The organism is Cupriavidus taiwanensis (assembly GCF_900250115.1).
Taxonomy (GTDB): domain Bacteria; phylum Pseudomonadota; class Gammaproteobacteria; order Burkholderiales; family Burkholderiaceae; genus Cupriavidus; species Cupriavidus taiwanensis_B.
In genome coordinates this window covers 2,249,804-2,275,475 of sequence record NZ_LT984803.1, presented here as the reverse complement: position 1 = coordinate 2,275,475, position 25,672 = coordinate 2,249,804, and the positions used below count along the sequence as shown (strand labels likewise).

The window sequence follows — 25,672 nt, the reverse complement described above, 5'->3', positions numbered from 1 at the left end:
CGCATGACCCTGATTCCGTTGCTGACCCTGGCCGCGGCGCTGCTCGCGGTGGTGCTGGTAGTCATCGTATTGCTGCGCCAGCAGGCCGGGTCGTCCGGCGCCGGCATGGCGCGCCAGCTCGACGCGATGCAGCTGGAGCAGGCACGCGGCATGGAACGGCTGGAGCGCGAATTGCGCACCGAGGTGGCCGAGGCCGCGCGTGGCAGCCGTGGCGAGTCGGCGCAGCAGATGCTGCGCTTCCAGCAGGCGCTGTCGTCGCAGTTGACCGGCATCGCCACGCTGCAGAACAACCAGATCGACACCTTCGCGCAGCAACTGGCCAAGCTGACCGAGACTAACACCCAGCAACTGGAGCAGGTGCGCCAGCACCTGATGCTGCAATCCCAGCAGGCGCGCGACGAGCAGGCCGGCACGCTGCGCCGCTTCGGCGACGGCCTGCAGCAGCAGCTGGCGCAACTGTCCGAGGCCAACGAGCGGCGCCTGGCCGAGGTCCGCGCCACGCTGGAGCAGAAGCTGCAGGACATCGAGGCCAACAACGCCGCCAAGCTCGAGGAAATGCGCCGCACCGTCGACGAGAAGCTGCACGCGACGCTGGAGCAGCGCCTGGGCGAATCGTTCCGGCTGGTCTCGGACCGCCTCGAGCAGGTGCATCGCGGCCTGGGGGAAATGCAGGTGCTGGCGCAGGGCGTGGGCGACCTGAAGAAGGTGCTGACCAACGTGAAGTCGCGCGGCACCTGGGGCGAGGTGCAGCTGGAGATGCTGCTGGAGCAGATGCTGACGCCGGAGCAGTACGGCAAGAATGTCGAGACCGTGCGCAACTCGGGCGCGCGCGTGGAGTTTGCCATCCGCCTGCCCGGCAAGGCGGCGGGCGTGGACCATGCGCCGGTCTGGCTGCCGGTCGACGCCAAGTTTCCCAAGGAACAGTACGAACGCCTGGTGGACGCACAGGAGCGCGGCGATCCGGACGGCGTGCTCGCGTTCGGCCGCGAACTGGAACAGGCACTGCGGCGCGAGGCCCAGACCATCGCCGAAAAATACCTGGCGCCGCCGCAGACCACGGACTTTGCCATCCTGTTCCTGCCCACCGAAGGGCTTTATGCCGAAGTGCTGCGCCGTCCCGGCCTGACCGACCAGCTGCAGCGCGACTATCGCGTGACCGTGGCCGGGCCGACCACGCTGACCGCGCTGCTGAACAGCCTGCAGATGGGGTTCCGCACGCTGGCGCTGGAAAAGCGCTCGAGCGAGGTGTGGGAAGTGCTGGGCGCGGTCAAGACCGAATTCGGCAAGTTCGGCGACGTGCTGGCCAAGACCCGCGATACGCTCGAGCGCGCGGCGCGCAATATCGAGCAGGCGGAAGTGCGCACGCGGCAGATGGCGCGCAAGCTGCGCACGGTGGAAGCGCTACCGGGCGAAGCCGCGCAGCAGCTGCTTGGCCTCGGTCTGGAAACCGCGGCGGATGGCGCGGCCGAAAAGACCAATCACGCGGAAAACAGCAAGGCCTGAAGGCGCGACAGGGCAGGTGGGGGAAGGTGGAAGGGCGGCCGGCGTGGCGCCCGGCCAGGACTGGCAGTACGCCGTTCAGCGATCTTCTTCGGGGGACAGCTCGCGCACGTGGACCTCGATGCCGCCGAAACGGGCAGCCACCCAGTTATAGGCCTTGCAGGCCAGCCACAGCAGGCCGAAGCCGATCAGCGCATTGAGGATGATCGCGCTGAAGACCGTGATGGCCGGCAGGTCACCATAGCGGATGAAGGTGACGAACAGGCCCAGCGACACGATCGGCAGGGAAAAACACAGGTAGACCAGCACCAGCGCGCGGGCGGTCTTGACGGGGTGGAGGTACGCAATCTCCTGATTCATGACGGGGGATACTCAAATGTTTCTGAATCGTGCGCCAAGTGTAGCGATTGGCCGATGCCAAGCATAGCCCGGCGGCCGCGGGGCAGCCGAAAGCCCGGCGGCCACGGCCCGGCGGCGGCAAATGTGCAGCACAAAAACGACACATTGCTACGCGCGTGTAGCGAATGGTTGCGCGCAGGCCGCGCTGTGCCGGTCAGACCAGCCCGTCGAACAGCATCACTTCGACCGCGTCGCCCGCCTTGACCGAATCCTGCTCGTGGCCGAGCACGATAAAGCAGTTGGCCTCGCTCATGGAGCGCAGCACGCCCGAGCCCTGCTGCCCGGTAACGCGCACCTCCCACTCGCTGTCGCCGGCGCGGGCCAGGATGCCGCGCTGGTACTCGGTGCGCCCCGGCTTCTTGCGGATCGCCTGCGCGCTGCGCACGCGCAGCAGCGGCAGCGGCGGCACGCTGGCGCCCATCAGCCGGTGCAGCGCCGCGCGCACGAAATGGTAGAAGGTGACCATCACCGCCACCGGATTGCCGGGCAGGCCGAACAGCAGGGCCGAGTGCGCGCCTGCGCCGTCGGCCTGGATGCGCCCGAAGGCCATCGGCCGGCCCGGGCGCATGGCGATCTTCCAGAATGTGACATCGCCCAGGCGCGCCATGATCTGCTTGGTGTAGTCGGCTTCGCCGACCGAGACCCCGCCCGAGGTGATGACCGCGTCGGCGCTCTCGCAGGCGGTGCGGAAAGCGGCTTCGAGCGCTTCGGGATGGTCGCGCACCACGCCCATGTCGAGCAGGTCCACATTCATCCGGCGCAGCATGCCGTGCAGCGTGTAGCGGTTGGAGTCGTAGACGCAGCCGGGATCGAGCGGCTCGCCGATCGAGCGCAGCTCGTCGCCGGTGGAGAAGAACGCCACGCGCAGGCGCCTGCGCACGCGCACCTCGGCCACGCCCAGCGACGCCAGCAGGCCCAGGTCGGCCGGCTGCAGGATGCGCCCGGCCTGCAGCGCGGCCTGGCCGCGGGCCAGGTCCTCGCCGCGCAGGCGCCGGTTGTCGCCGATGCGGACGCAGTCCGCGGCAAAGCGGATGCGCGCGCCGTCGGCAACGGTTTCGACGAACTCCTGCGGCACCACCGTATCGCAGCCGGCCGGCATCACCGCGCCGGTCATGATGCGCACCGCCTGCACGGCGGTGGGAGCCAGTGCGCCGGCGCCTCCGGCCAGGGCGCTGCCGATGACCTCGAGCTCGACCGTGGCGGTCTGCGCCGCGGCCAGGGCCGCGCCCTGGAAGGCATAGCCGTCCATCGCCGAATTGTCGTGCGCCGGCACGTCGATGGCCGAGACGATGTCCTCGGCCAGCACCCGGTCCAGCGCACTGCGGATCGGCAACTGCTCGATGCCGCGCACCGGCTCGACCACCTCGCCGATGATGCGGTTGGCGTGGTCCACCGGCAGCGCGGCGGGATCGTAGTCGGACAGGCAGGAAATGACGGATTGCAGGGATGGCATGGCGGCTCGGTGGTCGGCGGTGGCTGGGGCAGGAATTCAGCGCGCTTCGTGCGCGCGCAGTTCGTCCAGCGTGTTGATATTGGCAAAGGCCGCGGCGTCGTCGAACAGCACTTCGGCCAGCCGGTGCGAGGCGGCCCAGGTCTCAATCTTGCGGCCGCCACCGGAAAGATAAGCCACCAGGCTGTCGAGCGCACTGACCGGCATCAGGCAGAACACCGGCTGGGTCTGGCGCCGCCCGTCCTGGTCCAGCGTCACCGGCATCGCCAGCTCGGCGCCCTCGGCTTCGATCGCCTGTGCCAGGCGCGCCACCAGGTCGCTCGGCAGGAACGGCGAATCGCAGGGCGCTGTCACCATCCATGGGGTTGCGCATTGTTCCAGGCCGGCCAGCATCCCGGCCAGCGGGCCGGCGAAGTCGGGCACGCTGTCGGTATAGACCGGCACGCCGAACGACTCATAGGCGGCCAGGTTGCGGTTGGCGTTGATCATCAGCGCGCCCACCTGGGGTGTCAGCCGCATCATCGTGTGCATGGCCATCGGCGTGCCCTGCAGCGGCTGCAGGCCCTTGTCGGTGCCGCCCATGCGGCTGCCCCTGCCGCCTGCGAGGATCAGGCCGGTGATGTCGTCGCGTGCAATCATGGATGGAGTGTGCGGCGGGGTCAGCCGCCGATATAGGACATCTCGATCTTGCGCTCGGCGCGCTTCGCGCGCACAGACGGGTCGCTGCGCTGCTCGGAATAGTTATCTGTGCGGCCCTGCCAGACCTGCGCGATCGCGTTGGAGATTTCCAGGTCGCTGTAGCCGCCGCGCAGCAGCGCGCGCAGGTCGAAGCCCTCGGTGGCGAACAGGCACAGGTAGAGCCGGCCTTCGGTTGAGAGCCGGATGCGGCTGCAGTCGCCGCAGAAGGCGTGGGTGACGCTGGAGATCACGCCGATCTCGCCGGCGCCGTCGCGGTAGCGCCAGCGTTCGGCGGTTTCGCCCGCATAGTTGGCCTGCACCGGCTCGAGCGGGAATTCGGCGTCGATGCGCCGCACCACTTCGGCCGACGGCAGTACCTCGTCCATCTGCCAGTGATTGCTGGCGCCGACGTCCATGAACTCGATGAAGCGCAGGATGATGCCGCTGTGGCGGAAGTGGCGCGCCATCGGCACGATTTCCTGGTCGTTGGTGCCGCGCTTGACCACCATGTTGACCTTGATCGGCGCCAGGCCAACCGCCTGCGCGGTCTCGATGCCGCGCAGCACGTCGGCGACGGCGAAGTCGACGTCATTCATGCGGCGGAAGGTGACATCGTCGATCGCGTCCAGGCTGACGCTGACCCGCGTCAGGCCGGCGTCGCGCAGCGCACGCGCCTTGCGCGCCAGCAGCGAGGCATTGGTGGTGAGCGTCAGGTCCAGCGGCTTGCCCGACACGGTCTCGATCTTTGCCAGCATCTCGACCAGGTGCTCGATGTTCTTGCGCAGCAGCGGCTCGCCGCCGGTCAGGCGGACTTTCTCGACGCCGTGGGCCACGAACAGGCGCGCGGTGCGCTCGATCTCCTCGAAGCTGAGCAGTTCGGAATGCGGCAGGAAGGTGTAGTCCTTGTCGAACACTTCCTTCGGCATGCAGTAGACGCAGCGGAAGTTGCAGCGGTCCGTCACCGAGATGCGCAGGTCGTGCAGCGGCCGGCCGCGGCGGTCGGCCACCAGGCCGGTCGGCGCAACCAGGTTGCCGGGAATGCTGGGCGTCATCGAGCGGTAGCGATGGTCGCGCAGGTCGAAAATCGGGATGACGGATTCGGTCATGGCCTGTGGGTGGCATGGCGTCCGGGGAGCAGGACGGCAACGCAAAAAGCGATGTGGCGCGGGCGCTCGGGGGCCGGATGCATTCTGCTGCCATTCTAGCCGAGGCGGGGGCGGGGCATCCGCATCCCGCGGTGATGACGGGGATTCACCTGGCGCGCCGCCCATGAAAAAAGGGGACGGTCAGGCCGTCCCCTTGATGCGTTGGCTGCAGCGCAGCGGCGTCGCTTACTGCTGCGATGCCATCTGCACTTCGCGGCTGCCGGTTTCCACCAGGATCATCGGACCCTGGGGCAGCGGCGGCAGCGGCTTGCGCTCGCGCGGCACGCGCGGGGCGGGCACGATGCGGGCGGCGGCTTCCTGGGCCGAGCGCAGCTTGTCGCTGTCGGTATGGACCCATTGCAGGCCAGCGGTGGCCAGCATCGGCTCCAGGTTTTCCAGTGACGCCGGCGCTGCGGCGGCGACCTGGGTCGGAACCGGGGCCGGGGCTACCGGCGCGGCCGCCGCAGCGGTTTCCGCGACCGGCGCCAGCACGGGTTCCGGTGCGGATGCCGGGGCCGGGGCAGCGGCCGGGATGACCGGCGCAGCAGCCTGCACCGCCGCACTGATGGCAGGCTCGGCGACGGCTTCGGCGGCAACCGCCTCGGTTACCGCCACGGCCACCGGCGTGGCAGTCTCGGCAGCTTCGGCAGCTGGCGCCACCGGCTCGGCCGCCGGGGCCGGCGTCACCTCCGCCGGCACCGCGATGCGGATGGCTTCCACGGGTTCGGGCGCGGCCTGCGCGGCCACGGCCGCCTGCGGCGCGGGCTCGACCGGCGCGCCGGCTTCGGCGCTGGCCGGGGCAAGGCCTTCGGCGGCGGCGCCTTCGCCTTCATCTGCCACGCCTTGCACCGACTCGTCGCGTTCGCGGCGATAGCGGTTGCGGCCACGGCGGTTGCGGCGGCGGCGTTCCTCGCCCTCGGCCGTGTCCGCGGTCTCGGCGACACCTTCGGCGCCTTCCGGCAGTTCAACACGGGCCTGGGTGTCTTCGGTCAAGGCCTGGGGCAGTACGCCCAGGGCCTGGGCGGCAGCAATGGCTTCCGGCTGCGGCGCTTCACCGGCTTCGGCTTCGCGCAGTTCGCCGCGCTCGCGCTGGCGTTCGCGCTGGCGCTCGCGGCGTTCCTGGTTGCGGTCGCGGCGGCCTTCCTGGCGCGCCTCGGCGCGTTCGCCCTGGGCACGCTCGGCGCGTTCGCCGGGAACCGCCTCGGCCTGGCGCGCCACGGCCGGCGTCGCCTGGCCTTCACCTTGCTGGCGCGGCTGGCGGCCCTGGCGTTCGCCACGGCCTTCGCGCTGTTCGCCACGCTCGCCGGCCTGGCGTTCGCCACGCTCGGCGCGTTCACCACGGTCGCCGCGCTCGCCACGCTCGCCACGTTCACCGCGCTGGCCGCGGCCCGGGCGCTCGCCCCGTTCGCCGCGCTCGGTGCGCTCGCCGCGTTCGGCGCGTTCGCCACGCTGGCCGCGGCCTTCGCCACGCGGACCGCGCTCACGACGGCCATCGGCGCTGCGGGCTTCCGCGGCGGCCGCGGGCTTGGCGGGCTCGACCACCGGCGGGGTGGCCGGACGGGCCCCGAACAGGCCCTTCAGCCAGGCGATGAAGCCGCCGGCTTCCACCGGCTTGGTGGCCGGCACGGGCGGTGCCACCGGCGCGGCTTCCGGACGCGGGGCGCGCTCGGGGCGCGGCACCGAGACCGGGGCCGGCTGCTCGGGCGTGATGCCCTTGACCGCGGCTTCCTGGCGCGGCTTGGCTTCTTCCTTGCGGCGGCTGCTGTAGCTGGTGTCGGCTTCCAGTTCCTTGGCGGCGGCCTCCGCCATCTTGTAGCTGGCGGTGCTGTCTTCCAGGCGCGGGTCGTCGTGGCGCAGGCGCTCCAGCTTGTAGTGCGGCGTTTCCAGGTGCTTGTTCGGGATCAGCAGCACGTTGACCTTGAAGCGCAGCTCGATCAGGTTGATTTCCTGGCGCTTCTCGTTCAGCAGGAAGGCGGCAACCTCCACCGGCACCTGGCAGTGGATGGCGGCGGTGTTTTCCTTCATCGCCTCTTCCTGGATGATGCGCAGCACCTGCAGGGCGGACGATTCGGTATCGCGGATATGGCCGGTGCCGTTGCAGCGCGGGCAGGTGATGTGCGAGCCCTCGGACAGCGACGGGCGCAGGCGCTGGCGCGACAGCTCCATCAGGCCGAAGCGGCTGATCTTGCCCATCTGCACGCGGGCGCGGTCGTGGCGCAGCGCGTCCTTCAGGCGCGTTTCCACGTCCTTCTGGGCCTTGCCCGACTCCATGTCGATGAAGTCGATCACGATCAGGCCGCCCAGGTCGCGCAGGCGCAGCTGGCGGGCGATTTCATCGGCGGCCTCGAGGTTGGTGCGCAGCGCGGTTTCCTCGATGTCGGCGCCCTTGGTGGCGCGGGCCGAGTTCACGTCGACGGAGACCAGAGCCTCGGTATGGTCGATCACGATGGCGCCGCCCGACGGCAGCATCACCATGCGCGAGTAGGCCGACTCGATCTGGTGTTCGATCTGGAAGCGCGAGAACAACGGCACGTCGTCCCGGTACTTCTTCACGCGGTTCATGTTGTCAGGCATCACCACGCTCATGAAGGCGCGGGCCTGTTCGTAGATCTCGTCGGTGTCGATCAGGATCTCGCCGATATCCGGCTGGAAGTAGTCGCGGATGGCGCGAATGACCAGGCTCGATTCCAGGTAGATCAGCAGCGGGGCCTTGTTGTCGCCGGCGGCGCCGTCGATGGCCTTCCACAGCTGCAGCAGGTAGTTCAGGTCCCACTGCAGCTCCTCGGCCGAGCGGCCGATGCCAGCGGTACGCGCGATGATGCTCATGCCTTCCGGCACGGTCAGCTGCGACATGGTTTCGCGCAGCTCCTGGCGGTCCTCGCCCTCGATGCGGCGCGACACGCCGCCGCCGCGCGGGTTGTTCGGCATCAGCACCAGGTACCGGCCGGCCAGCGAGATGAAGGTGGTCAGGGCCGCGCCCTTGTTGCCACGCTCTTCCTTCTCGACCTGGACGATCAGTTCCTGGCCTTCATGCAGGGCATCCTGGATGCGCGCGTTGCGCACATCGATGCCTTCCTTGAAGAAGGCGCGCGCGACTTCCTTGAACGGCAGGAAGCCGTGGCGCTCTTCGCCGTAATTGACGAAGCAGGCTTCCAGCGAGGGTTCGATGCGTGTGATGACACCCTTGTAGATGTTGCCCTTGCGCTGTTCGCGCCCGGCAGTCTCGATGTCGATATCGATCAGCTTCTGACCGTCGACGATGGCGACGCGCAATTCCTCCTGTTGCGTCGCGTTGAACAGCATGCGTTTCATCGCAATACCTCACTCCAGTGTCGCGGGTGGCACCGTCTGGGCGGTGTCCGCGGCGATCCATGGAGCACGCGAGGGAGCGAGCGAGGCGCGAGAATTGCCGGAAAGCGCCGCTGCGCAAGACATGCGAGCGGCTGGGCGCGGGTGAAAGAGAGCGATGACGTCGGGGTAACGACCGCAGGGCAGGAGAGAACGCCGGAGGCTGCTCTTGCGCAGACCTCCGGCGCTTTCCCGTGCCGGAGGCGATGCTGGGCGCCGGCGCAACCAGCGCCGGCGGCATCGCGGCCGGCCGCGGAAGGCCTAGACGCGTCAAAGAGCAAATTTTTCGGACACGGCAACGTTGCCGTTGCAGCCTGACTTCTCCTGGCGGGCGCACCTACTACTTCTTGGAGTTCTGCGACCGGGCGCCGGTAACTTCCAGTCAGGCGGCAGGTCAACCTGCCGGCCGGCACCGGTTCCCGGTGCGGGCGGGACTTCTCTCACCGAAGCGGATGCCGGCTGCGGCATCCGCCTTTAAATTCTGTTTTACCTGAACACTCAGTTCCCACGTCACCGCCTGCCCGTGCCGAAGCCACCTTTGGGCGACTTCCTGCATGCCGGCGGCACCGTGCGTGCTGCTTTTTGCTGCCATTTGCCCGTCTGGCGCTTGGCGTAACGCGAATTGCGGGAGACGGGCGGGGTCGGCGGCAACCCCAAGTGTAGAATGCGAAAAATCGAATGAAACTCGAAGATCCATCGCTTACACAGGTCTTGCGCTGCCGGCCACGAGCCGGAACAGCGAGGAAATTATATTGAAAATGAATGAGTTACGCCATCAAATTGAAAAGGCTGCCGAAGCTGCGCCGGCCAGCCCACAGGTGGCGTATGTCACGATTGACGAAGGCTCTGAAGGCCAGCGCATCGACAACTTCCTGCTGAAGGTGGCCAAGGGGGTCCCGAAGAGCCATATTTACCGCGTGCTCCGGTCGGGCGAGGTTCGGGTCAACAAAGGACGTATCGACGCCACTTATCGACTCCAGGCGGGCGATGTGGTGCGCATTCCGCCGATGCGGATGGCGAGTGCGTCGCAGTCTGGCGGGGCGCCGGTGCCTGCGGGGGAATTCCCGGTGTTGTTCGAGGACGCCCACCTGCTGGTCATCAACAAGCCGGCCGGCGTCGCCGTGCATGGCGGCTCGGGCGTCGCGTTCGGGGTGATCGAGCAGTTGCGCCGGTCGCGGCCAGAGGCCAGGTTCCTCGAACTGGTGCACCGGCTGGACCGCGAGACGTCGGGCATCCTGGTGCTGGCAAAGAAGCGCTCGGCGCTGGTCCATCTCCATGAGCAGATCCGCGGCAACGCCATGGACAAGCGTTATTTCGCCTGCGTCGCCGGCGAATTTCTCAACGCCCGCCAGCATGTGAAGCTGCCGCTATATAAGTACAGCACCCCGGACGGCGAGCGCCGGGTGCGGGTACAGGCCGACGGGCTGGCCTCGCATACCGTGTTCAACCGGGTCGAGGCCTTCCCGGGCTTTACGCTGCTGGAGGCCGAACTGAAGACCGGCCGCACGCACCAGATCCGCGTCCATCTGGCGCACTCGGGCTTTCCGATCGTCGGCGACGAAAAATACGGCGATTTCACGCTGAACAAGTCACTGGCGCGTTCCGGGGCCAAGCCGGGCATCAGGCGCATGTTCCTCCATGCGCACCGGCTGGTGTTTATCCACCCGGCCACCGGCGAGCCGCTGTCCGTGGAAGCGCCCCTGCCCGACGACTGCGTCGGATTCCTGCAACAATTGCGTGAATTGCACGCCCCGGAGTAGGGTAGTGCCTCAAACGCCACAAGGACTTCCATGGCCAGGCAACAGTTTGACCTGATCGTTTTCGACTGGGACGGGACCCTGATGGACTCGACCCCGACCATCGCCAAGTGCATCCAGCTCGCCAGCCGGGACCTGGGCCTGCCGGTGCCGGACGACAGCGCCGCCAGCCACGTGATCGGGCTGGGGCTGAAGGATGCGCTGTCGTATGCGGTGCCGACGCTGGATCCCGTCGACTACCCGCGGCTGGCGGAGCGCTACCGCTACCATTTCCTGACCCGCGACGCCGATCTGGTGCTGTTCGACGGCGTGCGCGAAATGCTCGAAACCCTGCGCGCGGAACACTATTTTCTTGGCGTTGCTACCGGCAAGACCCGCGTCGGCCTGCAGCGCTCGCTGGCGGCCAGCGGCCTGACCGCGCTCTTTGACGCCACCCGCTGTGCCGACGAGACCTTCTCCAAGCCGCATCCGGCCATGTTGCACGAGCTGACGCGCGAACTGGGCCAGGACGTGGAGCGCACGGTGATGATCGGCGACACCACCCATGACCTGCAGATGGCAGCCAACGCCGGCGCCAAGGGCCTGGGGGTCTGTTACGGGGCGCATCCCGCCGAGTCGCTGCGCGCCATGGCGCCGGTGCACTGCGCCTGTTCGATCGCGGACCTGACCGAGTGGCTGCTGGCCCATGCCTGAGGCCGCCTCCGGCCAGGCGCCGGTGCGGCTGTGCGCCGCCGATGCATTGCAGGAGGGCGGACTCGGCGTGCGCTTCTCGGTGGCGCTCGAGCGGCGCGAGATCGGCGCTTTCGTGGTGCGCTTCGATGGCGTTGCGCATGCCTACCTGAACCAGTGCGCGCACGTGCCCATGGAGCTTGACTGGCAGGAGGGCCGGTTCTTCGATGCCTCGGGCCTATACTTGATGTGCGCCACTCATGGCGCGGTGTACGCGCCGGATAGCGGCGAGTGCGTTGGCGGTCCCTGCCGCGGGGCTGCGCTGGCCAAGCTGCAGGTCGAAGAACGCGATGGCCAGGTCTACTGGCTGCCGCGCGCCCCGTACCGCGCACCGGAGCCTTCCGGCGACGCCTGAATGGATTTCCACGAGCGATTTGCATGACAGAACAACAGAAACCGCCTGCGGACGAGCCCAACGAATCGGGGCAGTCGGACCAGCGCAAGCCCGCCGGAGAGGGCGGGCCGGCCCCCCTGCCCGAGTCCGAGCGGCTGGTGACGGCGCCGCGTGCCGATTTCCCGCTGGAAGACGAACTCCGCGCGGGCGATGACGCCGCGCGGCGCGAAGCACGCGAGCGCAAGGCGCGCCTGGCCGGTGCCACCAGCGGCGGGCAGGTGGGCGGCGGCTGGGAGCGCGATGTTCTGGAAAAAGTGCTGACCGCCTCGCTGCGCGAGCAGCGCGCCGCCCGGCGCTGGCGAATTTTTTTCCGCCTGGTGACCCTCGGCCTGCTGGCGCTGATCCTGTTCGCGGTGTTCGACTTCAAGGGTGACGGCGCCATCAGCGCCTCGGGCCGCCACACCGCGATGGTCACGCTGGAAGGAGAAATCGCCACCGGCACGCCGGCAAGCGCCGAAGCGATCAACGCCTCGCTGCAGGCGGCCTTTGCCGACAGCAATGCCGCCGGCGTGATCCTGAAGATCAATTCGCCGGGCGGTTCGCCGGTGCAGGCGGGCATCATCAACGACGAGATCCACCGCCTGCGCGGCCTCTACCCGTCCAAGCCGCTGTATGTGGTGGTCGAGGAAATCTGTGCGTCCGGAGGCTATTACGTGGCCGCCGCGGCCGACAAGATCTATGTCGACAAGGCCAGCATCGTCGGCTCGATCGGCGTGCTGATGGACGGCTTTGGCTTTACCGGGCTGATGGACAAGCTGGGCGTCGAGCGCCGGCTCTACACCTCGGGCGCCAACAAGGGCATGCTCGACCCGTTCTCGCCGCAGGTGCCGAAGCAGAAGGCCTTTGCCGAAGCGATGCTCAAGCAGATCCACCAGCAGTTCATCGACGTGGTCAAGGAAGGCCGCGGCGACCGGCTCAAGGACGACCCGGAGCTGTTCTCCGGCCTGTTCTGGTCGGGCGAGCGCAGCGTCGCGCTGGGGCTGGCCGACGGGCTGGGCAGTGCCGAGTACGTGGCGCGCGACCTGTTCAAGGCCGAGGACATCGTCGACTACACGGTCAAGGAGAACATCGCCGAACGCGTGGCCAAGCGCTTTGGCGCGGCGGTGGGCGCCGCGGCGATGAAGACCATGCTGTGGAGCACCGGCATGCAGGGCATGCGCTGAAGCCTGCCGCGGCAGCCAATCGGACAAAGGGGGCGCCAGCGCCCCCTTTGCCGTTTTCCGTCGCGCCGCTTCGGGTTAGAGGGCGAGCAGCGAGAAGATCGCCGGACGCTTGTGCAGCGCGATCCGCTCCGGGCGCCAGTCCGACAGCGGCAGCGTGACGATGGTCTCGCCGGGCAGGGTCAGGTCCACCGCCACGGACAGCAGCGTGGTGCCGGCACAGTGCTGGCGCATGGCTTCCAGCAGCGCGCCGTTGCGGTACGGCGTTTCGATGAAGACCTGGGTCTGGCTGGCCTTGCGCGAGCGCTGTTCCAGTTCGCGCAGCCGCTGCGCGCGCTCGTTGGCATCGACCGGCAGGTAGCCGTTGAAGGCAAAGCTCTGGCCGTTCAGGCCCGAGCCCATCACCGCCAGCAGGATCGAGCTGGGTCCCACCAGGGGCCGCACGCGGATGCCGCGCGCATGCGCCAGCCGCACCAGGTCGGCGCCCGGGTCGGCCACCGCCGGCACGCCGGCCTCCGACAGCAGGCCGCCGTCGCGGCCGGACTGCAGCGGCGCCAGCAGCGCCGCCAGGGCGTCGGCGCGCGTATTGACGTTCAGTTCCTGGATCTCGATCTGCTGGATCGGGCGCGCGAGCGGCGTGGCTTCACCCAGCTTTTTCAGGAAGGCGCGCGCAGTCTTGGCGTTCTCGGCGACGAGGTAGTCCAGCCCGGCCGCGACCTGCTGCACGCCGGCCGGGATCACGTCGGCCAGCGGGTCGGCTTCGTCGCGCTTGCCGAGGGTATTGGGGATCAGGTAGAGAGTGCCGCTCATCGTGGGTGGGTGCGGTGGATGCGGTTCATGCGGAAAGGACGGGGTAGCCGGCCTGACGCAGCATGCCGGTCAGCACGATCAGCGGCAGGCCAACCAGCGCGGTGGGATCGTCGGATTCGACCCGCGCCAGCAGCGTGATGCCGAGTCCCTCGGATTTGGCGCTTCCAGCCACGTCGTAGGGACGCTCAAGCTGCAGGTAGGTTTCGATTTCGGCGTCGGTCAGGTCGCGCAAGGTCACGCGGGTCTGCACGTCGGCCAGTTGCGCGGTGCCGGTGCGGGAGTCAAGCAGGCACAGTGCCGAGTGGAAGGTGGCGGTGCGCCCGCGCATGCGGCGCAGTTGCGCCACGGCGTTGGCGTGTGTGCCCGGCTTGCCCATCTGGGCGCCGTCCAGCGTCAGCACCTGGTCGGAGCCGATCACCAGCGCGCCGGGGTGGCGGGCACCGATGGCCTCGGCCTTGCACTGCGACAGCCGCAGCGCCGTGGCCTCGGGCGCTTCGCCGGCCAGCGGGGTTTCGTCGATGTCCGGCACCGCGACTTGGAACGGAATGCGCAGCCGCTCGAGCAGTTCGCGGCGGTAGGGCGAGCCGGAGCCGAGGATCAGCGGGGGGCGGGAGTCTGGAGACATGAGTAATAGAATCGGGGCAGGAAGCCGTGTGGCTTCCGGAGCAAGGCCTTTGACCTCAGGAAGGTTTACACTGTATAATCGCGCGTTTAGCCGCATCCGCACCCGGGCGCAGTGCCGCCAATGTGCGCGGCCGGTAGTCCACGCAACCCGTCGGGTGAGGAATGTAGCGAATCCGTCATTGATTTGCGACAGGAGCCACGCACATGACCCAGCCGATCGACCTGCGCGCGCTTGACCTCTTCGCCATGTGCCGAAAGGGTGAAAGCCTGGCCGGCGACGTGGCGGTGCGGGATTTGCCGCGCATCTTAGCCGAGACCGCCGCGCAAGCGCCAGCCTCGGCACCCGATGAGAACTTCGCCTATACGGCTACCGGCTTCGTGCGCGAAGAGGCGGCCGAGCCCGGCGCCCCGGTGGCGCAGCGGCTGTTCCTCGACGTGACGGTGCGGGGCCGGATGTGGCTGGATTGCCAGCGCTGCCTGGTGCCCTATGCCCAGCCGATCGACACGGCGACGCGTTTCGAGGTGGTGGAAAGCGAGGAAGCGGCCGATGCCGCGCCGATGGACGATGACGAAGTCGACGTGATCGCCGGCTCGAAGCGGTTCTCGCTGCTGGAACTGATAGAAGATGAAGTGCTGCTGGCGTTGCCGGTGGCGCCCGAGCATGACGTCTGCCCGACCGTGCACGAAAGCCTCGTGACCGGAACGGACGGCGAGGCCCAGCCTGAAGCTGAGCCTGAGGAAGAAAAGCGGCCTTCGCCCTTCGCGGCGCTGGCCGGCCTGAAGACCCGGCACTGAAGCCGCCAGCGCGCGGCCTGCAGGGTCTTGCAGGTGAATCTGAAGCATCCGGCCGGGCCCCGGCTACGCCTTGGGCGGGATGCGTGTGTTAATATTGCAAAATTCTCGAAGGAGTCATCATGGCTGTTCAACAGAACAAGAAGTCGCCGTCCAAGCGCGGCATGCACCGTTCGCACGACCACCTGTCGGCCGCGCCGCTGGCAGTCGAGCCGACCACCGGCGAAACCCACCTGCGCCACCACGTGAGCCCGAACGGCTACTACCGTGGCCGCAAGGTCATCAAGACCAAGAACGACTGATAGCTTCGCTAGGCGTGACGTTGCGTCTCGCTCGCGCATGCCTGTGGGTCGGACAATAATCGGTCAGACACAAAAAAGCGGCAAGATCGTTGCCGCTTTTTTGTTGGGCGCTCGGGATTCCCGCCGGGCGTGGCGTGCGCCGCCGCGCTATCCGTACCAGGAACAATGACGATCAAAATCGCTATCGACTGCATGGGCGGCGATCACGGCGTGTCCGTGACGGTGCCCGCGGCGATCAGTTTTCTTTCCCGCCACGACGATGCCGAGATGGTGCTGGTCGGCTTGCCCGACGCCATCCGGGTGCAGCTGAAGAAGCTGCACGCGCTGGACCATCCGCGCGTCAGCATCGTCGAGGCCACCGAGGTCATCACCATGGATGACCCGGTCGAGGTGGCACTGCGTAAGAAGCGCGACTCCTCGATGCGCGTCGCCGTCACCCAGGTCAAGCAAGGCCTGGCCGGCGCCTGCATCTCCGCTGGCAACACCGGCGCGCTGATGGCGGTATCGCGCTACGTGCTGAAGACGCTCGAAGGCATCGAGCGGCCCGCCATCGCCACCACCATTCCCAACCAACAGGGCTGGGGCACCACGGTGCTGGACCTAGGCGCCAACGCCGACTGCGAGCCGGAGCACCTGCTGCAGTTTGCGCGCATGGCCGAGGCCATGGTGGCCGTCGTCGATCACAAGGAACACCCCACGGTGGGCCTGCTGAACATCGGCGAGGAGGTCATCAAGGGCAACGAGGTGGTCAAGCGTGCCGGCGAGCTGCTGCGCGCCTCGGAGCTGAATTTCTACGGCAACGTGGAAGGCAACGACATCTTCAAGGGCACCACCGACATCGTGGTCTGCGACGGCTTCGTCGGCAATGTGGCGCTCAAGAGCACCGAGGGCCTGGCCAAGATGATCGGCAGCATGATCAAGGAAGAATTCACCCGCTCGTGGTTTACCAAGCTGCTGGCCGCGGTCGCCATGCCGGTGCTGTCGCGCCTGGCCAAGCGGCTCGACCCGGCGCGCTACAACGGCGCGTCGCTGCTGGGCCTGCGCGGGCTGGTGATCAAGAGCCACGGCTCGGCCGATGCCCATTCCTTTGAGTGGGCCATCAAACGCGGGTATGATGCCGCCAAGAATGGCGTGATCGCCCGCATCACCCGGGCCTTTGCCGATAAATCCAGCGCCGCAGGCGGTGCCCAGCCCGCCCCGGAGACAGCGCCGCCTGGCGCGCATCCCAGCACCCACGTCGCCTGAGCGCCACGCGCGCCGGTCGAGAGTGCCGGCGGGCCATACGATCCGACAATACATGACCAAGTACGCAAAAATCATCGGTACCGGGAGCTATCTGCCTCCGCGGCGCGTGACCAACCACGAGCTGGCCGCGCAGCTTGCCGAGAAGGGCATCGAGACCAGCGACGAGTGGATCGTCTCGCGCAGCGGCATCTCGGCGCGCCACTGGGCCGAGCCCGATGTGACCAGCAGCACGCTGGCGGTCAAGGCCGCCGAGCAGGCCATCGCGGCCGCCGGCATCGACCGCCAGGACATCGACCTGATCATCGTCGCCACCTCGACGCCGGACTTCGTGTTCCCCAGCACCGCCTGCATCGTGCAGGAAAAGCTCGGCATCACCAACCATTGCCCGGCCTTCGACCTGCAGGCGGTGTGCTCGGGCTTCGTGTACGCGCTGGCCACCGCCGACAAGTTCATCCGCAGCGGCTCGCACCGCAATGTGCTGGTGATCGGCACCGAAGTGTTCTCGCGCATCCTCGACTTCAACGACCGCACCACCTGCGTGCTGTTCGGCGACGGCGCCGGGGCGGTGGTGCTGTCGGCGTCCGACGAGCCGGGCATCCTGTCCAGCGCCATGCACTCGGACGGCAGCCAAGTCGACATCCTGTGCGTGCCGGGCAACGTCGCCGGCGGGAACATCACTGGCAATCCCTTCCTGCACATGGACGGCCAGGCGGTGTTCAAGCTCGCCGTGAACGTGCTGGACAAGGTGGCGCGCGAAGCCATGGAAAGCGCCAGCGTATCGCCCGATCAGGTCGACTGGCTGATTCCGCACCAGGCCAATATCCGCATCATGCAGGGCACGGCGAAGAAGCTGGGCCTGCCGGCCGAGCGCATGGTCGCCACCGTGCACGAGCACGGCAACACCTCGGCCGCCTCGATCCCGCTGGCGCTCGACGTCGCCGTGCGCGACGGCCGCATCCGCCCGGGCCACACCGTGCTGATGGAAGGCGTGGGCGGCGGCTTCACCTGGGGCGCGGTGCTGCTGCGCATGTGATAAGCGGCCGGTGCCCCGGCGTGCCGCGCAGGCACGACCTGCCGCGGCGCCGGCCCCCCGATTTCTTGTTAGGGTTTCCATCCGATGAAATTCGCTTTCGTATTTCCCGGCCAGGGTTCACAGTCGGTCGGCATGCTCAATGCCTTCGCCGACAACGCCGTGGTGCGCGCCACCGTGGCCGAAGCCTCGGCCGCGCTCGGCCAGGATCTCGGTCGCCTGATCGCCGAAGGCCCTGCCGAAGAGCTGAACCTGACCACCAATACGCAGCCGGTGATGCTGACCGCCGCCGTGGCGATCTACCGTGCCTGGCTCGATGCCGGTGGCCCGGCGCCGGCGCTGGTGGCCGGCCATAGCCTGGGCGAGTATTCCGCGCTGGTGGCCGCCGGCGTGATCCCGTTTGCCGACGCCGTGCCGCTGGTGCGTTTCCGCGCGCAGGCCATGCAGGAAGCCGTGCCGGTGGGCGAGGGCGGCATGGCCGCGATCCTGGGCCTGTCGGATGACGACGTGCGCGACGCATGCGCTGAAGCGTCGGCCGCGGGTGTGGTCGAGGCCGTCAACTTCAATGCCCCGTCGCAGGTAGTGATCGCCGGCCACAAGGGCGCGGTCGAAAAGGCCTGCGAGATCGCCAAGGCCAAGGGCGCCAAGCGCGCGCTGCCGCTGCCGGTGTCGGCGCCGTTTCACTCGTCGCTGCTCAAGCCGGCTTCCGACCGCCTGCGCGAGCGCATGGCCGCCCTGGCTTTTGCGGCGCCGTCGATTCCGCTGGTGAACAACGTCGACGTCGCCATCGTCAACGATCCGGAGTCGATCAAGGATGCGCTGGTGCGCCAGGCCGCCGCGCCGGTGAGGTGGGTCGAGTGCGTGCAGAAGATGGCCGCCGAGGGCATCACCCACGTGATCGAATGCGGTCCGGGCAAGGTGCTGGCCGGCATGACCAAGCGCATCGACGGCAACCTGAGCGGCGGCGCGATCTTCGATCCGGCCTCGCTGCAGGACACGCTGGCTTTGCTCAAGTAAGCAACAGGACAACCGCATGACCAAACTTCTCGACAACCAGGTTGCGCTGGTCACCGGCGCCTCGCGTGGCATCGGCCGCGCCATCGCGCTGGAACTGGCCCGGCAGGGCGCCACCGTGATCGGCACCGCCACCAGCGAAGCCGGCGCGGCCGGCATCACCGACTACCTCGGCGCCGAAGGCCTGAAGGGCAGGGGTGCCGTGCTCAACGTCAACGACGCCGCTGCCTGCGACGCGCTCATCGACGAGATCGTCAAGAGCCATGGCGGCATCGGCGTGCTGGTCAACAATGCCGGCATCACGCAGGACCAGCTGGCGATGCGCATGAAGGACGAGGACTGGCTGGCGGTGATCCAGACCAACCTGACTTCGGTGTTCCGCCTGTCGCGCGCGGTACTGCGCCCCATGATGAAGGCGCGCCAGGGCCGCATCATCAACATCACCTCGGTGGTGGGCTCGGTCGGCAATCCCGGCCAGATGAACTACTCCGCGGCCAAGGCAGGCGTGGCCGGCATGACCCGCTCGCTGGCCGCCGAGATCGGCAGCCGCAACGTGACCGTCAACTGTGTCGCGCCGGGATTTATCGATACCGACATGACCAAGGCGCTGTCGGAAGAGCAGCATGCTTCGCTCAAGACGCAGATCCCGCTGGGCCGCCTGGGGCAGCCCGAGGATATCGCCAATGCGGTCGCTTTCCTGGCCGGTCCGCAAGCCGCCTACATCACCGGCACCACCCTGCATGTGAACGGCGGGATGTACATGAATTAATGGTTGTCCGGCGTGATTTTTCGGCCAAGAAGCCGGAAGAAGCTGCCGGAAGTCGTAGTTTTCCGAGCCAATCGGGCGCGATTCTTGCAAAGCTTGGCAGGCAGCATTTCTGTTGTGCCAAACCTGCTAAAATGCGCCCACTTTTTGTCGAACTTCCCTGGAGGGTTACATGGACAATATCGAACAACGCGTCAAGAAAATCGTGGCAGAACAGCTTGGCGTGGCCGAGGCAGACATCAAGAACGAATCTTCGTTCGTGAACGATCTCGGTGCGGACTCGCTGGACACGGTTGAACTCGTGATGGCGTTGGAAGATGAATTCGGCATGGAAATTCCTGATGAGGAAGCCGAAAAGATCACGACCGTGCAACAGGCTATCGACTACGCCACCGCGCACGTCAAGGCCTAAGCCCGTCGTCTCTGCATTCCGAGCCACAGAAGGCAGGTGGGCGGGCCGTTGCGGCTGCGCCTTGCTGTTTTCTGTGGCTTTCGTCTGTTCGAAGAAGCAGAATGGAATGAGCTTCGCCGCGCGGCCCGCTGGGCCCGGCGGCGGCTAACTCCGCGTTCCGTTCCCGTTTCACGCACCCGTAGGAAAACATAGTGAGCCGTCGTCGCGTCGTCGTCACTGGGCTTGGCCTTGTGTCTCCGGTCGGAAACACGGTTGCCGAAGGCTGGGCCAACCTGGTAGCCGGCAAGTCCGGCATCGCCACCATCACCAAATTCGATCACTCCGCGCTGTCCGTGCACTTCGCCGGCGAGGTCAAGGGTTTCAATGCCGAGGACTACATCCCGGCCAAGGAAGCCCGCAACATGGATACGTTTATCCATTACGGCATCGCGGCCGGGACGCAAGCGCTCAAGGACAGCGGCCTCGAAGTGACCGAGGCCAATGCCGAGCGCATCGGCGTGCTGGTCGGCTCGGGCATCGGCGGCCTGCCGATGATCGAGGACACCCATGCTGTGCTGAGCGAGCGTGGTCCCCGCCGGATTTCGCCGTTCTTCGTGCCTGGCTCGATCATCAACATGATCGCCGGCCACCTGTCGATCATCCACGGCATCAAGGGCCCGAACCTTGCGGCCGTGACGGCGTGCACCACCGGCCTGCACAGCATTGGCCTGGCTGCCCGCCTGATCCAGGCCGGCGATGCCGACGCCATGCTGGCGGGCGGCGCCGAATCGACCGTGTCGCCGCTGGGCATCGGTGGCTTCGCGGCGGCGCGCGCTCTGTCGACGCGCAACGATGATCCCGCAGCGGCCTCGCGCCCGTGGGACAAGGACCGCGACGGCTTCGTGCTGGGCGAGGGCTCCGGCGTGATGATGCTGGAAGAGTACGAGTCGGCCAAGGCGCGCGGTGCCCGCATCTATGCCGAGCTGATCGGCTTCGGCATGAGCGGCGACGCCTACCACATGACCGCACCGAACATGGACGGCCCGCGCCGCTGCATGGTCAATGCGCTCAAGGATGCCGGCATCAATACTGACCAGGTGCACTACCTGAACGCGCACGGCACCTCCACGCCGCTGGGCGACAAGAACGAGTCCGATGCGATCAAGGCCGCATTTGGCGACCAGGCGTACAAGATGGTGGTGAACTCGACCAAGTCGATGACCGGCCACCTGCTGGGCGGCGCCGGTGGCCTGGAATCGGTCTTCACCGTGCTGGCGCTGCACCACCAGGTCTCGCCGCCGACGATCAACCTCGACAACCAGGATCCCGAGTGCGACCTGGACTACGTAGCCAACACGGCGCGCGAGATGAAGATCGACGTAGCGGTGAAGAACAACTTCGGTTTCGGCGGCACCAACGGCACGCTTGTTTTCCGCCGCGCCTGATCCGTGGTTGAGGCGGGCCCTCATCGGGCTGCGCCATGGCAGGGTCCGCCCTCTGGGGTGGGCCCTGTTCGTGTTTTGTGCCGGCGAATTGCTGGCGCTCGCGCTGCTGGCGCGGACGCTGGCCGACGCCATCGCGGGCAGCCAGGCCGGATTCCTGTGGTGGCACCTCGCCGCGGGCATTGGCCTCGCGCTGGCCGCCGGGGCGACACTCCGGGCATGGCCGGCATGGTGGCGGGGCCTGCGCTGGACCTGTACGGCCGTGCAGGACGCCGACGCCGACGGACCCCCGCGTATCTGGCTGGAAGCGCCAGGTGGTGCGCGGCTCGAGGCTATCGTGCAGCAGTGCTGGCAGATCGGAGGCGCCACGGTGGTGTGCCTTGCTCCCGCTGGCCGTGCGATGCCCGGCGTCATTCTTCTCCCCTGGCAGGCAGCCGGTGCCGAACTGGCGCGATGGCTGCAACGGTCCGCGCGAGTTGCACTTCGGGTGCAACCTGATACCAGCATAGGGAACGATTTTGTTAGCTTGCGGTCACAGGATGCGCGTTGCTTCACCGGGCGGGCTGAGAATCGTAGGTAAAATACAACGTTTGTCGTGACGACCGAACCAAGAGATACACTGCAGGTGAGCCATACGTGAGCGAACGCGAAGCCGATCAGCTCCTAGTTGAACGCGTCCAGCAGGGCGACAAGCGGGCCTTTGAACTTCTGGTGACCAAATACCATCGGAAGATCATTCGCCTGATTTCGCGCCTGGTCAGGGATCCCGCCGAAGTCGAGGATGTGGCGCAGGATGCCTTCATCAAGGCATATCGCGCCTTGCCCCAGTTCCGCGGGGAGTCGGCCTTCTACACGTGGCTGTACCGGATCGCCGTCAACACCGCCAAGAACTACCTGGCCACCCAGGGCCGGCGCCCGGAAGCGTCCAGTGACATCGATGCGGAAGAGGCTGAAACTTTTGCGGACGGTGAGCAACTAAGGGATATCAATACGCCGGAGTCGATGCTTCACACGCGGCAAGTCGCCGAGACGGTGAACCGCGCCATGGAAGCACTTCCGGAAGAATTGCGGACCGCCATCACGCTGCGCGAGATCGAGGGCCTCAGCTATGAGGAAATCGCCGAAGCGATGGGATGCCCGATCGGCACGGTGCGCTCGCGGATCTTCCGCGCGCGTGAGGCGATTGCCGAGAAGTTGCGTCCGCTGCTGGGAACGGCAGAGGGCAAGCGGTGGTGAGTGGCGGTCCAGGTGGTAGAGAAGAATGTCGTGCGGCCAGCGTTGCAGCCTATTCCTGCATCGATAAGCGACAGCAGTAACGGGATTATCGGTGTTCAATGGAATGTCTTGGGGTGGGAAATGGGTCAGGCTCATAAGCAGTCGGTTCATGTAGTGGAAGCAGCGGAGCAGATCTCCGTATTGATGGATGGCGAACTGGCGCCGCACGAAGTCGATGCCGTGCTGGATCTCGCGAAAAGCCAGGCCGGCATTTCCGACTGGACCACCTACCAGTTGATCGGTGACTCGCTGCGTTCCGAAGACCTGACGCAGGCGGGCTCAACCGCCGATTTCCTCTCGCGTTTCTCCGCGCGCCTGGAAGCCGAGCCGCACGTGCTGGTGCCGGCGGTGGCGCAGGCCAGCGCCCGCCATCGCCTGCTGGTCAGGCCGTCGTGGGTGCGCCGCGTGATGCCGGGCACCGCGATCGCCGCGGCCGTGGCCGCGGTCAGCTGGGTGGTGGTGCCGCAGATGCGCGGCCCGGCCACGGTCGGAGCGCCTGACGCCGTGGTAGCCCGGGCCGAGCAGCCGGCCGCCGGCCAGGCCGCCGGCATCGTCACGGTGGCCGCGGACGCGCCGCAGATGATCCGCGACCCGCGCCTGGACGAATACCTGCGTGCGCATCGCACTTCAGTGGCAACGGATGCTTTCGTGCCGACCATGCGCACGGTTGCCAACGGTGCAAACTTCACTCAGGAAAATACGCAGGAATAATGCCGGACATGCATAAAGGAGGTTCGTCCGCCCATGTAGCGGGCGCGCAGAGAATTAGGGCCCTGCGTAGGTCCTTTTTTCTGGCCTTGTGTCTGAGCGCTGCAGCGGCCACCGCTCAGCCCGCGGACAATACGCTGAACCGACGCGACGCCACTGTCTGGCTCAACAAGATCCACAAAGCCGCCCAGCGCGAGAACTATGTCGGCACGCTGATCTATCAGCGCGGCAGCGTCATGCACGCCTCGCGGATCCAGCATTACAGCGATCTCGTCCACAACGAATACGAGCGGCTGGAAACCCTCGACGGCAAGCCGCGCGAAGTGCTGCGGCAGAACGACGTGGTGCACAGCCTGATTCCCGAAGCCAAGCTGGTGGTGGTGGAGAAGCAGGAAGCCAAGGACCGCTTCCCGGCGCTGCTAGCCACCAACAAGAACGATGTGCTGGACCTGTACGACATGCGCAAGATGTCCGCCGAGCGCGTGGCCGGCATGGAGTGCGAGGTCTTTGCGCTGGAGCCGCATGATGCCGCGCGCTACGCGGTACGCCTGTGGGCGGAGAAGAACTCCGGCCTGCTGATGCGCGCGCAGACCATCGGCGACGGCGGCAAGGTGCTGGAGCAGGTGGCGTTCTCCCAGGTGCAGATCGGCGTGCCGTCCGAGAAGCAGCGCATCCTTGGCGCGATCAAGAATTCCAGCAACTGGAACCACTATGAGGTGACCTACCAGCCCACCAACATCGCCGACGAGGGCTGGTCGATCGCGGTGCCGCTCAAGGGCTTTCAGAAGATCCGCGAAGTTCGCCGCCCGCTCGGCGAGCTGCGCGCGCCTCCCCCGGGCAATGCCCGCGGGCAGGTGTTCGAAGTGCTGCAGGTCGTCTACAGCGACGGGCTGACCGGCCTGTCGGTCTTCATTGAGCCGGTTTCCGAGCAACGTGTGCGCCGCGAAGGCGTGGCCGCGCTCGGCGCGACCCAGGTTGTGGTGCGCCGGGTTGCCGATTTCTGGATCACCGTGGTGGGCGAGGTGCCGGCGAGCACCGTGCGCCAGTTTGCGACGGCCGTAGAATACCGTCCGCCCAAGACGGTACACTGAGCGTGAGCCGGTGCAGCCGGCGCCCGGATTTCGTCCGGGGCTGGCTCCATGAAACCTGCGCAGGGGGTCCCCGCCACGGGATCACGTCCAGTCGGTTTTTCTTCTTTTCGCTGAATCCCGGGAGTTGTCGATGATGTTCAGATCTCCAGCCCTGGCGCGGGCCGTGGTCATGGCTGCCATGATGCTGCTCGGCCCGACCGTTGCCGAAGTCAGCCACGCCCAGGCCGCTGCCTCCAATTACAACCTGCCCGACTTCACTGACCTGGTGGAGAAGGCCAGCCCCGCCGTGGTCAATATCCGCACCACCGAACTGGTGCGCCAGCGCGGCGGGCCGGGCGGCGACGACGAGATGGCCGAGTTCTTCCGCCGCTTCTTCGGCGTGCCGATGCCCGGCGCCCCGGCGCCCGGCACCCCGCCGCGCCGCGGTCAGCCGCCGCAGCAGGAAGAGCAGAGCCGCGGCGTGGGTTCGGGCTTCATCATCAGCCAGGACGGCTATGTGATGACCAACGCGCACGTGGTCGCCGACGCCGAGGCCATCTACGTGACGCTGCCGGACAAGCGCGAATTCAAGGCCAAGCTGATCGGCTCCGACAAGCGCACCGACGTGGCGCTGCTCAAGGTCGAGGCCAGCGGGCTGCCGCGCCTGCCGCTGGGTGATTCCAACAAGGTCCGCGCCGGTGAGTGGGTGCTGGCGATCGGCTCGCCGTTCGGGCTGGACAACAGCGTGACCGCCGGCATCGTCTCGGCCAAGGGCCGCGATACCGGCGACTACCTGCCGTTCATCCAGACCGACGTCGCGGTCAACCCGGGCAACTCCGGCGGGCCTCTGATCAACCTGCGCGGCGAAGTGATCGGCATCAACTCGCAGATCTACAGCCGCAGCGGCGGCTACATGGGGATCTCGTTCGCGATCCCGATCGACGAGGCCATGCGCGTGTCGGAGCAGCTCAAGTCCTCCGGGCGCGTGACGCGCGGCCGCATTGCCGTGGCGATCGGCGATGTCACCAAGGAAGTCGCCGATTCACTGGGCCTGGGCCGTGCGCGCGGTGCGCTGGTCGGCAGCGTCGAGCCGGGTGGTCCTGCCGAAAAGGCCGGCATCGAGGCGGGCGACATCATCCTGAAGTTCAACGGCCGCGACATCGAGCGCGCCTCGGACCTGCCGCGCATGGTCGGCGAGACCAAGCCCGGCACGCGTGTGCCGCTGCAGCTATGGCGCAAGGGCTCGACCCGCGAGGTCAGCATCACCGTCACCGAGCTGGAGCCGGACGGCAAGGCCCGCGCCCGCAGCGGCGCGACGCCGAAGGACGACAGCGCGCCGCAGGCCGGCAAGCCCAATGCGCTGGGCCTGGTGGTCAGCGACCTGCCCGAGGCGCGCCTGAAAGAGCTCAAGCTCAAGTCCGGCGTCGAGGTCGAAGTGGCCGACGGCCCGGCGTTGCGTGCCGGCATTCGTCCGGGCGACATCATCCTGCGCCTGGGCGACACCGACGTGACCAACGCGCGCCAGTTCAACGAGCTGGTGCGAGGCCTGGACAAGAGCCGGATCGCCGCGGTGTTCGTCCGGCGCGGCGATGCCACCCAGGTGCTGACGCTGCGACCGGGCGCCGTCTCGGCGCGCTGATCCG

25 protein-coding genes are annotated in these 25,672 nt (G+C 67.4%); 18 read left to right on the top strand and 7 right to left on the bottom strand.

The window, feature by feature from the left end:
* The first annotated feature begins 3 nt into the window (after positions 1-3).
* A complete protein-coding gene (gene rmuC, locus CBM2586_RS10740) occupies positions 4-1,503 on the top strand; it encodes a DNA recombination protein RmuC (RefSeq protein ID WP_115687475.1) in 1,500 nt (499 codons plus the stop codon).
* Positions 1,504-1,578: 75 nt separating this feature from the next.
* Here rmuC and CBM2586_RS10735 read toward each other — a convergent pair whose 3' ends face one another.
* The 5 genes from CBM2586_RS10735 to CBM2586_RS10715 form a co-directional block, all read right to left on the bottom strand.
* Positions 1,579-1,860 (bottom strand): hypothetical protein, encoded by a 282-nt coding sequence (locus tag CBM2586_RS10735; RefSeq protein WP_115661667.1) that lies wholly within the window; start codon positions 1,858-1,860, stop codon positions 1,579-1,581.
* Positions 1,861-2,053: 193 nt separating this feature from the next.
* Entirely contained in the window at positions 2,054-3,352 is a 1,299-nt protein-coding gene (gene moeA, locus CBM2586_RS10730) for a molybdopterin molybdotransferase MoeA (protein ID WP_115687473.1), read from the bottom strand.
* 36 nt (positions 3,353-3,388) lie between these two features.
* Positions 3,389-3,988: a molybdenum cofactor guanylyltransferase MobA gene (gene mobA, locus CBM2586_RS10725; RefSeq protein ID WP_115661669.1), complete on the bottom strand. Its 600-nt coding sequence runs from the start codon at positions 3,986-3,988 to the stop codon at positions 3,389-3,391.
* A gap of 20 nt (positions 3,989-4,008) precedes the next feature.
* Positions 4,009-5,133 carry a GTP 3',8-cyclase MoaA gene (moaA, locus tag CBM2586_RS10720; RefSeq protein WP_115661670.1) on the bottom strand — a complete coding sequence of 375 codons (1,125 nt, stop codon included), beginning with the start codon at positions 5,131-5,133 and terminating at the stop codon, positions 4,009-4,011.
* 225 nt (positions 5,134-5,358) lie between these two features.
* Positions 5,359-8,484, bottom strand: a complete 3,126-nt coding sequence (locus CBM2586_RS10715; RefSeq protein WP_115687471.1) for an Rne/Rng family ribonuclease — start codon at positions 8,482-8,484, stop codon at positions 5,359-5,361.
* A 794-nt stretch (positions 8,485-9,278) separates the two neighbouring features.
* Here CBM2586_RS10715 and CBM2586_RS10710 point away from each other — a divergent pair.
* From CBM2586_RS10710 to CBM2586_RS10695, 4 genes are read left to right on the top strand one after another with little or no spacing between them, the layout of a single operon-like run.
* Positions 9,279-10,280 carry an RluA family pseudouridine synthase gene (locus CBM2586_RS10710; protein WP_115687469.1) on the top strand — a complete coding sequence of 334 codons (1,002 nt, stop codon included), beginning with the start codon at positions 9,279-9,281 and terminating at the stop codon, positions 10,278-10,280.
* A 30-nt stretch (positions 10,281-10,310) separates the two neighbouring features.
* A complete protein-coding gene (locus tag CBM2586_RS10705) occupies positions 10,311-10,970 on the top strand; it encodes an HAD-IA family hydrolase (RefSeq protein WP_115687467.1) in 660 nt (219 codons plus the stop codon).
* Complete coding sequence (locus CBM2586_RS10700; protein ID WP_115687465.1) at positions 10,963-11,361, top strand: Rieske (2Fe-2S) protein; 399 nt, start codon at positions 10,963-10,965, stop codon at positions 11,359-11,361. The genes CBM2586_RS10705 and CBM2586_RS10700 overlap by 8 nt, the downstream gene beginning before the upstream one ends.
* Before the next feature lie 23 nt (positions 11,362-11,384).
* Complete coding sequence (locus CBM2586_RS10695) at positions 11,385-12,563, top strand: S49 family peptidase (RefSeq protein ID WP_115687463.1); 1,179 nt, start codon at positions 11,385-11,387, stop codon at positions 12,561-12,563.
* 75 nt (positions 12,564-12,638) lie between these two features.
* Here CBM2586_RS10695 and CBM2586_RS10690 read toward each other — a convergent pair whose 3' ends face one another.
* Entirely contained in the window at positions 12,639-13,370 is a 732-nt protein-coding gene (locus CBM2586_RS10690) for an SAM-dependent methyltransferase (RefSeq protein ID WP_115687461.1), read from the bottom strand.
* Between the two features lie 25 nt (positions 13,371-13,395).
* Entirely contained in the window at positions 13,396-13,995 is a 600-nt protein-coding gene (locus CBM2586_RS10685) for a Maf-like protein (RefSeq protein WP_115687459.1), read from the bottom strand.
* Positions 13,996-14,198: 203 nt separating this feature from the next.
* Between CBM2586_RS10685 and CBM2586_RS10680 the strand changes: the two genes are divergently transcribed.
* From CBM2586_RS10680 to CBM2586_RS10620, 13 genes are all read left to right on the top strand, one after another.
* A complete protein-coding gene (locus CBM2586_RS10680; protein WP_115687457.1) occupies positions 14,199-14,789 on the top strand; it encodes a DUF177 domain-containing protein in 591 nt (196 codons plus the stop codon).
* Positions 14,790-14,908: 119 nt separating this feature from the next.
* Positions 14,909-15,088, top strand: coding sequence for a 50S ribosomal protein L32 (gene rpmF / locus CBM2586_RS10675; RefSeq protein WP_010814675.1), 180 nt, complete (start codon positions 14,909-14,911; stop codon positions 15,086-15,088).
* 165 nt (positions 15,089-15,253) lie between these two features.
* Positions 15,254-16,333, top strand: a complete 1,080-nt coding sequence (plsX, locus tag CBM2586_RS10670; RefSeq protein WP_115661678.1) for a phosphate acyltransferase PlsX — start codon at positions 15,254-15,256, stop codon at positions 16,331-16,333.
* A gap of 52 nt (positions 16,334-16,385) precedes the next feature.
* Complete coding sequence (locus CBM2586_RS10665; RefSeq protein WP_115661679.1) at positions 16,386-17,366, top strand: beta-ketoacyl-ACP synthase III; 981 nt, start codon at positions 16,386-16,388, stop codon at positions 17,364-17,366.
* Between the two features lie 84 nt (positions 17,367-17,450).
* Positions 17,451-18,380, top strand: coding sequence for an ACP S-malonyltransferase (fabD, locus tag CBM2586_RS10660; RefSeq protein WP_115661680.1), 930 nt, complete (start codon positions 17,451-17,453; stop codon positions 18,378-18,380).
* A 16-nt stretch (positions 18,381-18,396) separates the two neighbouring features.
* Positions 18,397-19,146, top strand: coding sequence for a 3-oxoacyl-ACP reductase FabG (gene fabG, locus CBM2586_RS10655; protein ID WP_115661681.1), 750 nt, complete (start codon positions 18,397-18,399; stop codon positions 19,144-19,146).
* A gap of 169 nt (positions 19,147-19,315) precedes the next feature.
* Entirely contained in the window at positions 19,316-19,555 is a 240-nt protein-coding gene (acpP, locus tag CBM2586_RS10650; protein ID WP_008644813.1) for an acyl carrier protein, read from the top strand.
* 191 nt (positions 19,556-19,746) lie between these two features.
* Positions 19,747-20,979 (top strand): beta-ketoacyl-ACP synthase II, encoded by a 1,233-nt coding sequence (fabF, locus tag CBM2586_RS10645; protein ID WP_115661682.1) that lies wholly within the window; start codon positions 19,747-19,749, stop codon positions 20,977-20,979.
* On the top strand, positions 20,960-21,556 hold the full coding sequence (locus tag CBM2586_RS10640; RefSeq protein WP_240987914.1) for a hypothetical protein: 597 nt from the start codon (positions 20,960-20,962) through the stop codon (positions 21,554-21,556). The genes fabF and CBM2586_RS10640 overlap by 20 nt, the downstream gene beginning before the upstream one ends.
* Before the next feature lie 56 nt (positions 21,557-21,612).
* Entirely contained in the window at positions 21,613-22,212 is a 600-nt protein-coding gene (gene rpoE / locus CBM2586_RS10635; protein WP_010814682.1) for an RNA polymerase sigma factor RpoE, read from the top strand.
* A gap of 120 nt (positions 22,213-22,332) precedes the next feature.
* Positions 22,333-22,962 (top strand): sigma-E factor negative regulatory protein, encoded by a 630-nt coding sequence (locus tag CBM2586_RS10630; protein ID WP_115661683.1) that lies wholly within the window; start codon positions 22,333-22,335, stop codon positions 22,960-22,962.
* An 8-nt stretch (positions 22,963-22,970) separates the two neighbouring features.
* Positions 22,971-24,050, top strand: a complete 1,080-nt coding sequence (locus CBM2586_RS10625) for a MucB/RseB C-terminal domain-containing protein (RefSeq protein WP_115688732.1) — start codon at positions 22,971-22,973, stop codon at positions 24,048-24,050.
* A gap of 130 nt (positions 24,051-24,180) precedes the next feature.
* The gene (locus CBM2586_RS10620; RefSeq protein WP_115687455.1) at positions 24,181-25,668 is read left to right on the top strand and encodes a DegQ family serine endoprotease; all 1,488 of its coding nucleotides are present in this window, start codon (positions 24,181-24,183) and stop codon (positions 25,666-25,668) included.
* Positions 25,669-25,672 lie beyond the last annotated feature (4 nt).

Coding starts and splice junctions, on each gene's coding strand:
- rmuC (WP_115687475.1), top strand. CDS start 4: ATGACCCTGATTCCGTTGCTGACCCTGGCCGCGGCGCTGCTCGCGGTG.
- CBM2586_RS10735 (WP_115661667.1), bottom strand. CDS start 1,860: ATGAATCAGGAGATTGCGTACCTCCACCCCGTCAAGACCGCCCGCGCG.
- moeA (WP_115687473.1), bottom strand. CDS start 3,352: ATGCCATCCCTGCAATCCGTCATTTCCTGCCTGTCCGACTACGATCCC.
- mobA (WP_115661669.1), bottom strand. CDS start 3,988: ATGATTGCACGCGACGACATCACCGGCCTGATCCTCGCAGGCGGCAGG.
- moaA (WP_115661670.1), bottom strand. CDS start 5,133: ATGACCGAATCCGTCATCCCGATTTTCGACCTGCGCGACCATCGCTAC.
- CBM2586_RS10715 (WP_115687471.1), bottom strand. CDS start 8,484: ATGAAACGCATGCTGTTCAACGCGACGCAACAGGAGGAATTGCGCGTC.
- CBM2586_RS10710 (WP_115687469.1), top strand. CDS start 9,279: ATGAATGAGTTACGCCATCAAATTGAAAAGGCTGCCGAAGCTGCGCCG.
- CBM2586_RS10705 (WP_115687467.1), top strand. CDS start 10,311: ATGGCCAGGCAACAGTTTGACCTGATCGTTTTCGACTGGGACGGGACC.
- CBM2586_RS10700 (WP_115687465.1), top strand. CDS start 10,963: ATGCCTGAGGCCGCCTCCGGCCAGGCGCCGGTGCGGCTGTGCGCCGCC.
- CBM2586_RS10695 (WP_115687463.1), top strand. CDS start 11,385: ATGACAGAACAACAGAAACCGCCTGCGGACGAGCCCAACGAATCGGGG.
- CBM2586_RS10690 (WP_115687461.1), bottom strand. CDS start 13,370: ATGAGCGGCACTCTCTACCTGATCCCCAATACCCTCGGCAAGCGCGAC.
- CBM2586_RS10685 (WP_115687459.1), bottom strand. CDS start 13,995: ATGTCTCCAGACTCCCGCCCCCCGCTGATCCTCGGCTCCGGCTCGCCC.
- CBM2586_RS10680 (WP_115687457.1), top strand. CDS start 14,199: ATGACCCAGCCGATCGACCTGCGCGCGCTTGACCTCTTCGCCATGTGC.
- rpmF (WP_010814675.1), top strand. CDS start 14,909: ATGGCTGTTCAACAGAACAAGAAGTCGCCGTCCAAGCGCGGCATGCAC.
- plsX (WP_115661678.1), top strand. CDS start 15,254: ATGACGATCAAAATCGCTATCGACTGCATGGGCGGCGATCACGGCGTG.
- CBM2586_RS10665 (WP_115661679.1), top strand. CDS start 16,386: ATGACCAAGTACGCAAAAATCATCGGTACCGGGAGCTATCTGCCTCCG.
- fabD (WP_115661680.1), top strand. CDS start 17,451: ATGAAATTCGCTTTCGTATTTCCCGGCCAGGGTTCACAGTCGGTCGGC.
- fabG (WP_115661681.1), top strand. CDS start 18,397: ATGACCAAACTTCTCGACAACCAGGTTGCGCTGGTCACCGGCGCCTCG.
- acpP (WP_008644813.1), top strand. CDS start 19,316: ATGGACAATATCGAACAACGCGTCAAGAAAATCGTGGCAGAACAGCTT.
- CBM2586_RS10630 (WP_115661683.1), top strand. CDS start 22,333: ATGGGTCAGGCTCATAAGCAGTCGGTTCATGTAGTGGAAGCAGCGGAG.
- CBM2586_RS10625 (WP_115688732.1), top strand. CDS start 22,971: ATGCATAAAGGAGGTTCGTCCGCCCATGTAGCGGGCGCGCAGAGAATT.
- CBM2586_RS10620 (WP_115687455.1), top strand. CDS start 24,181: ATGATGTTCAGATCTCCAGCCCTGGCGCGGGCCGTGGTCATGGCTGCC.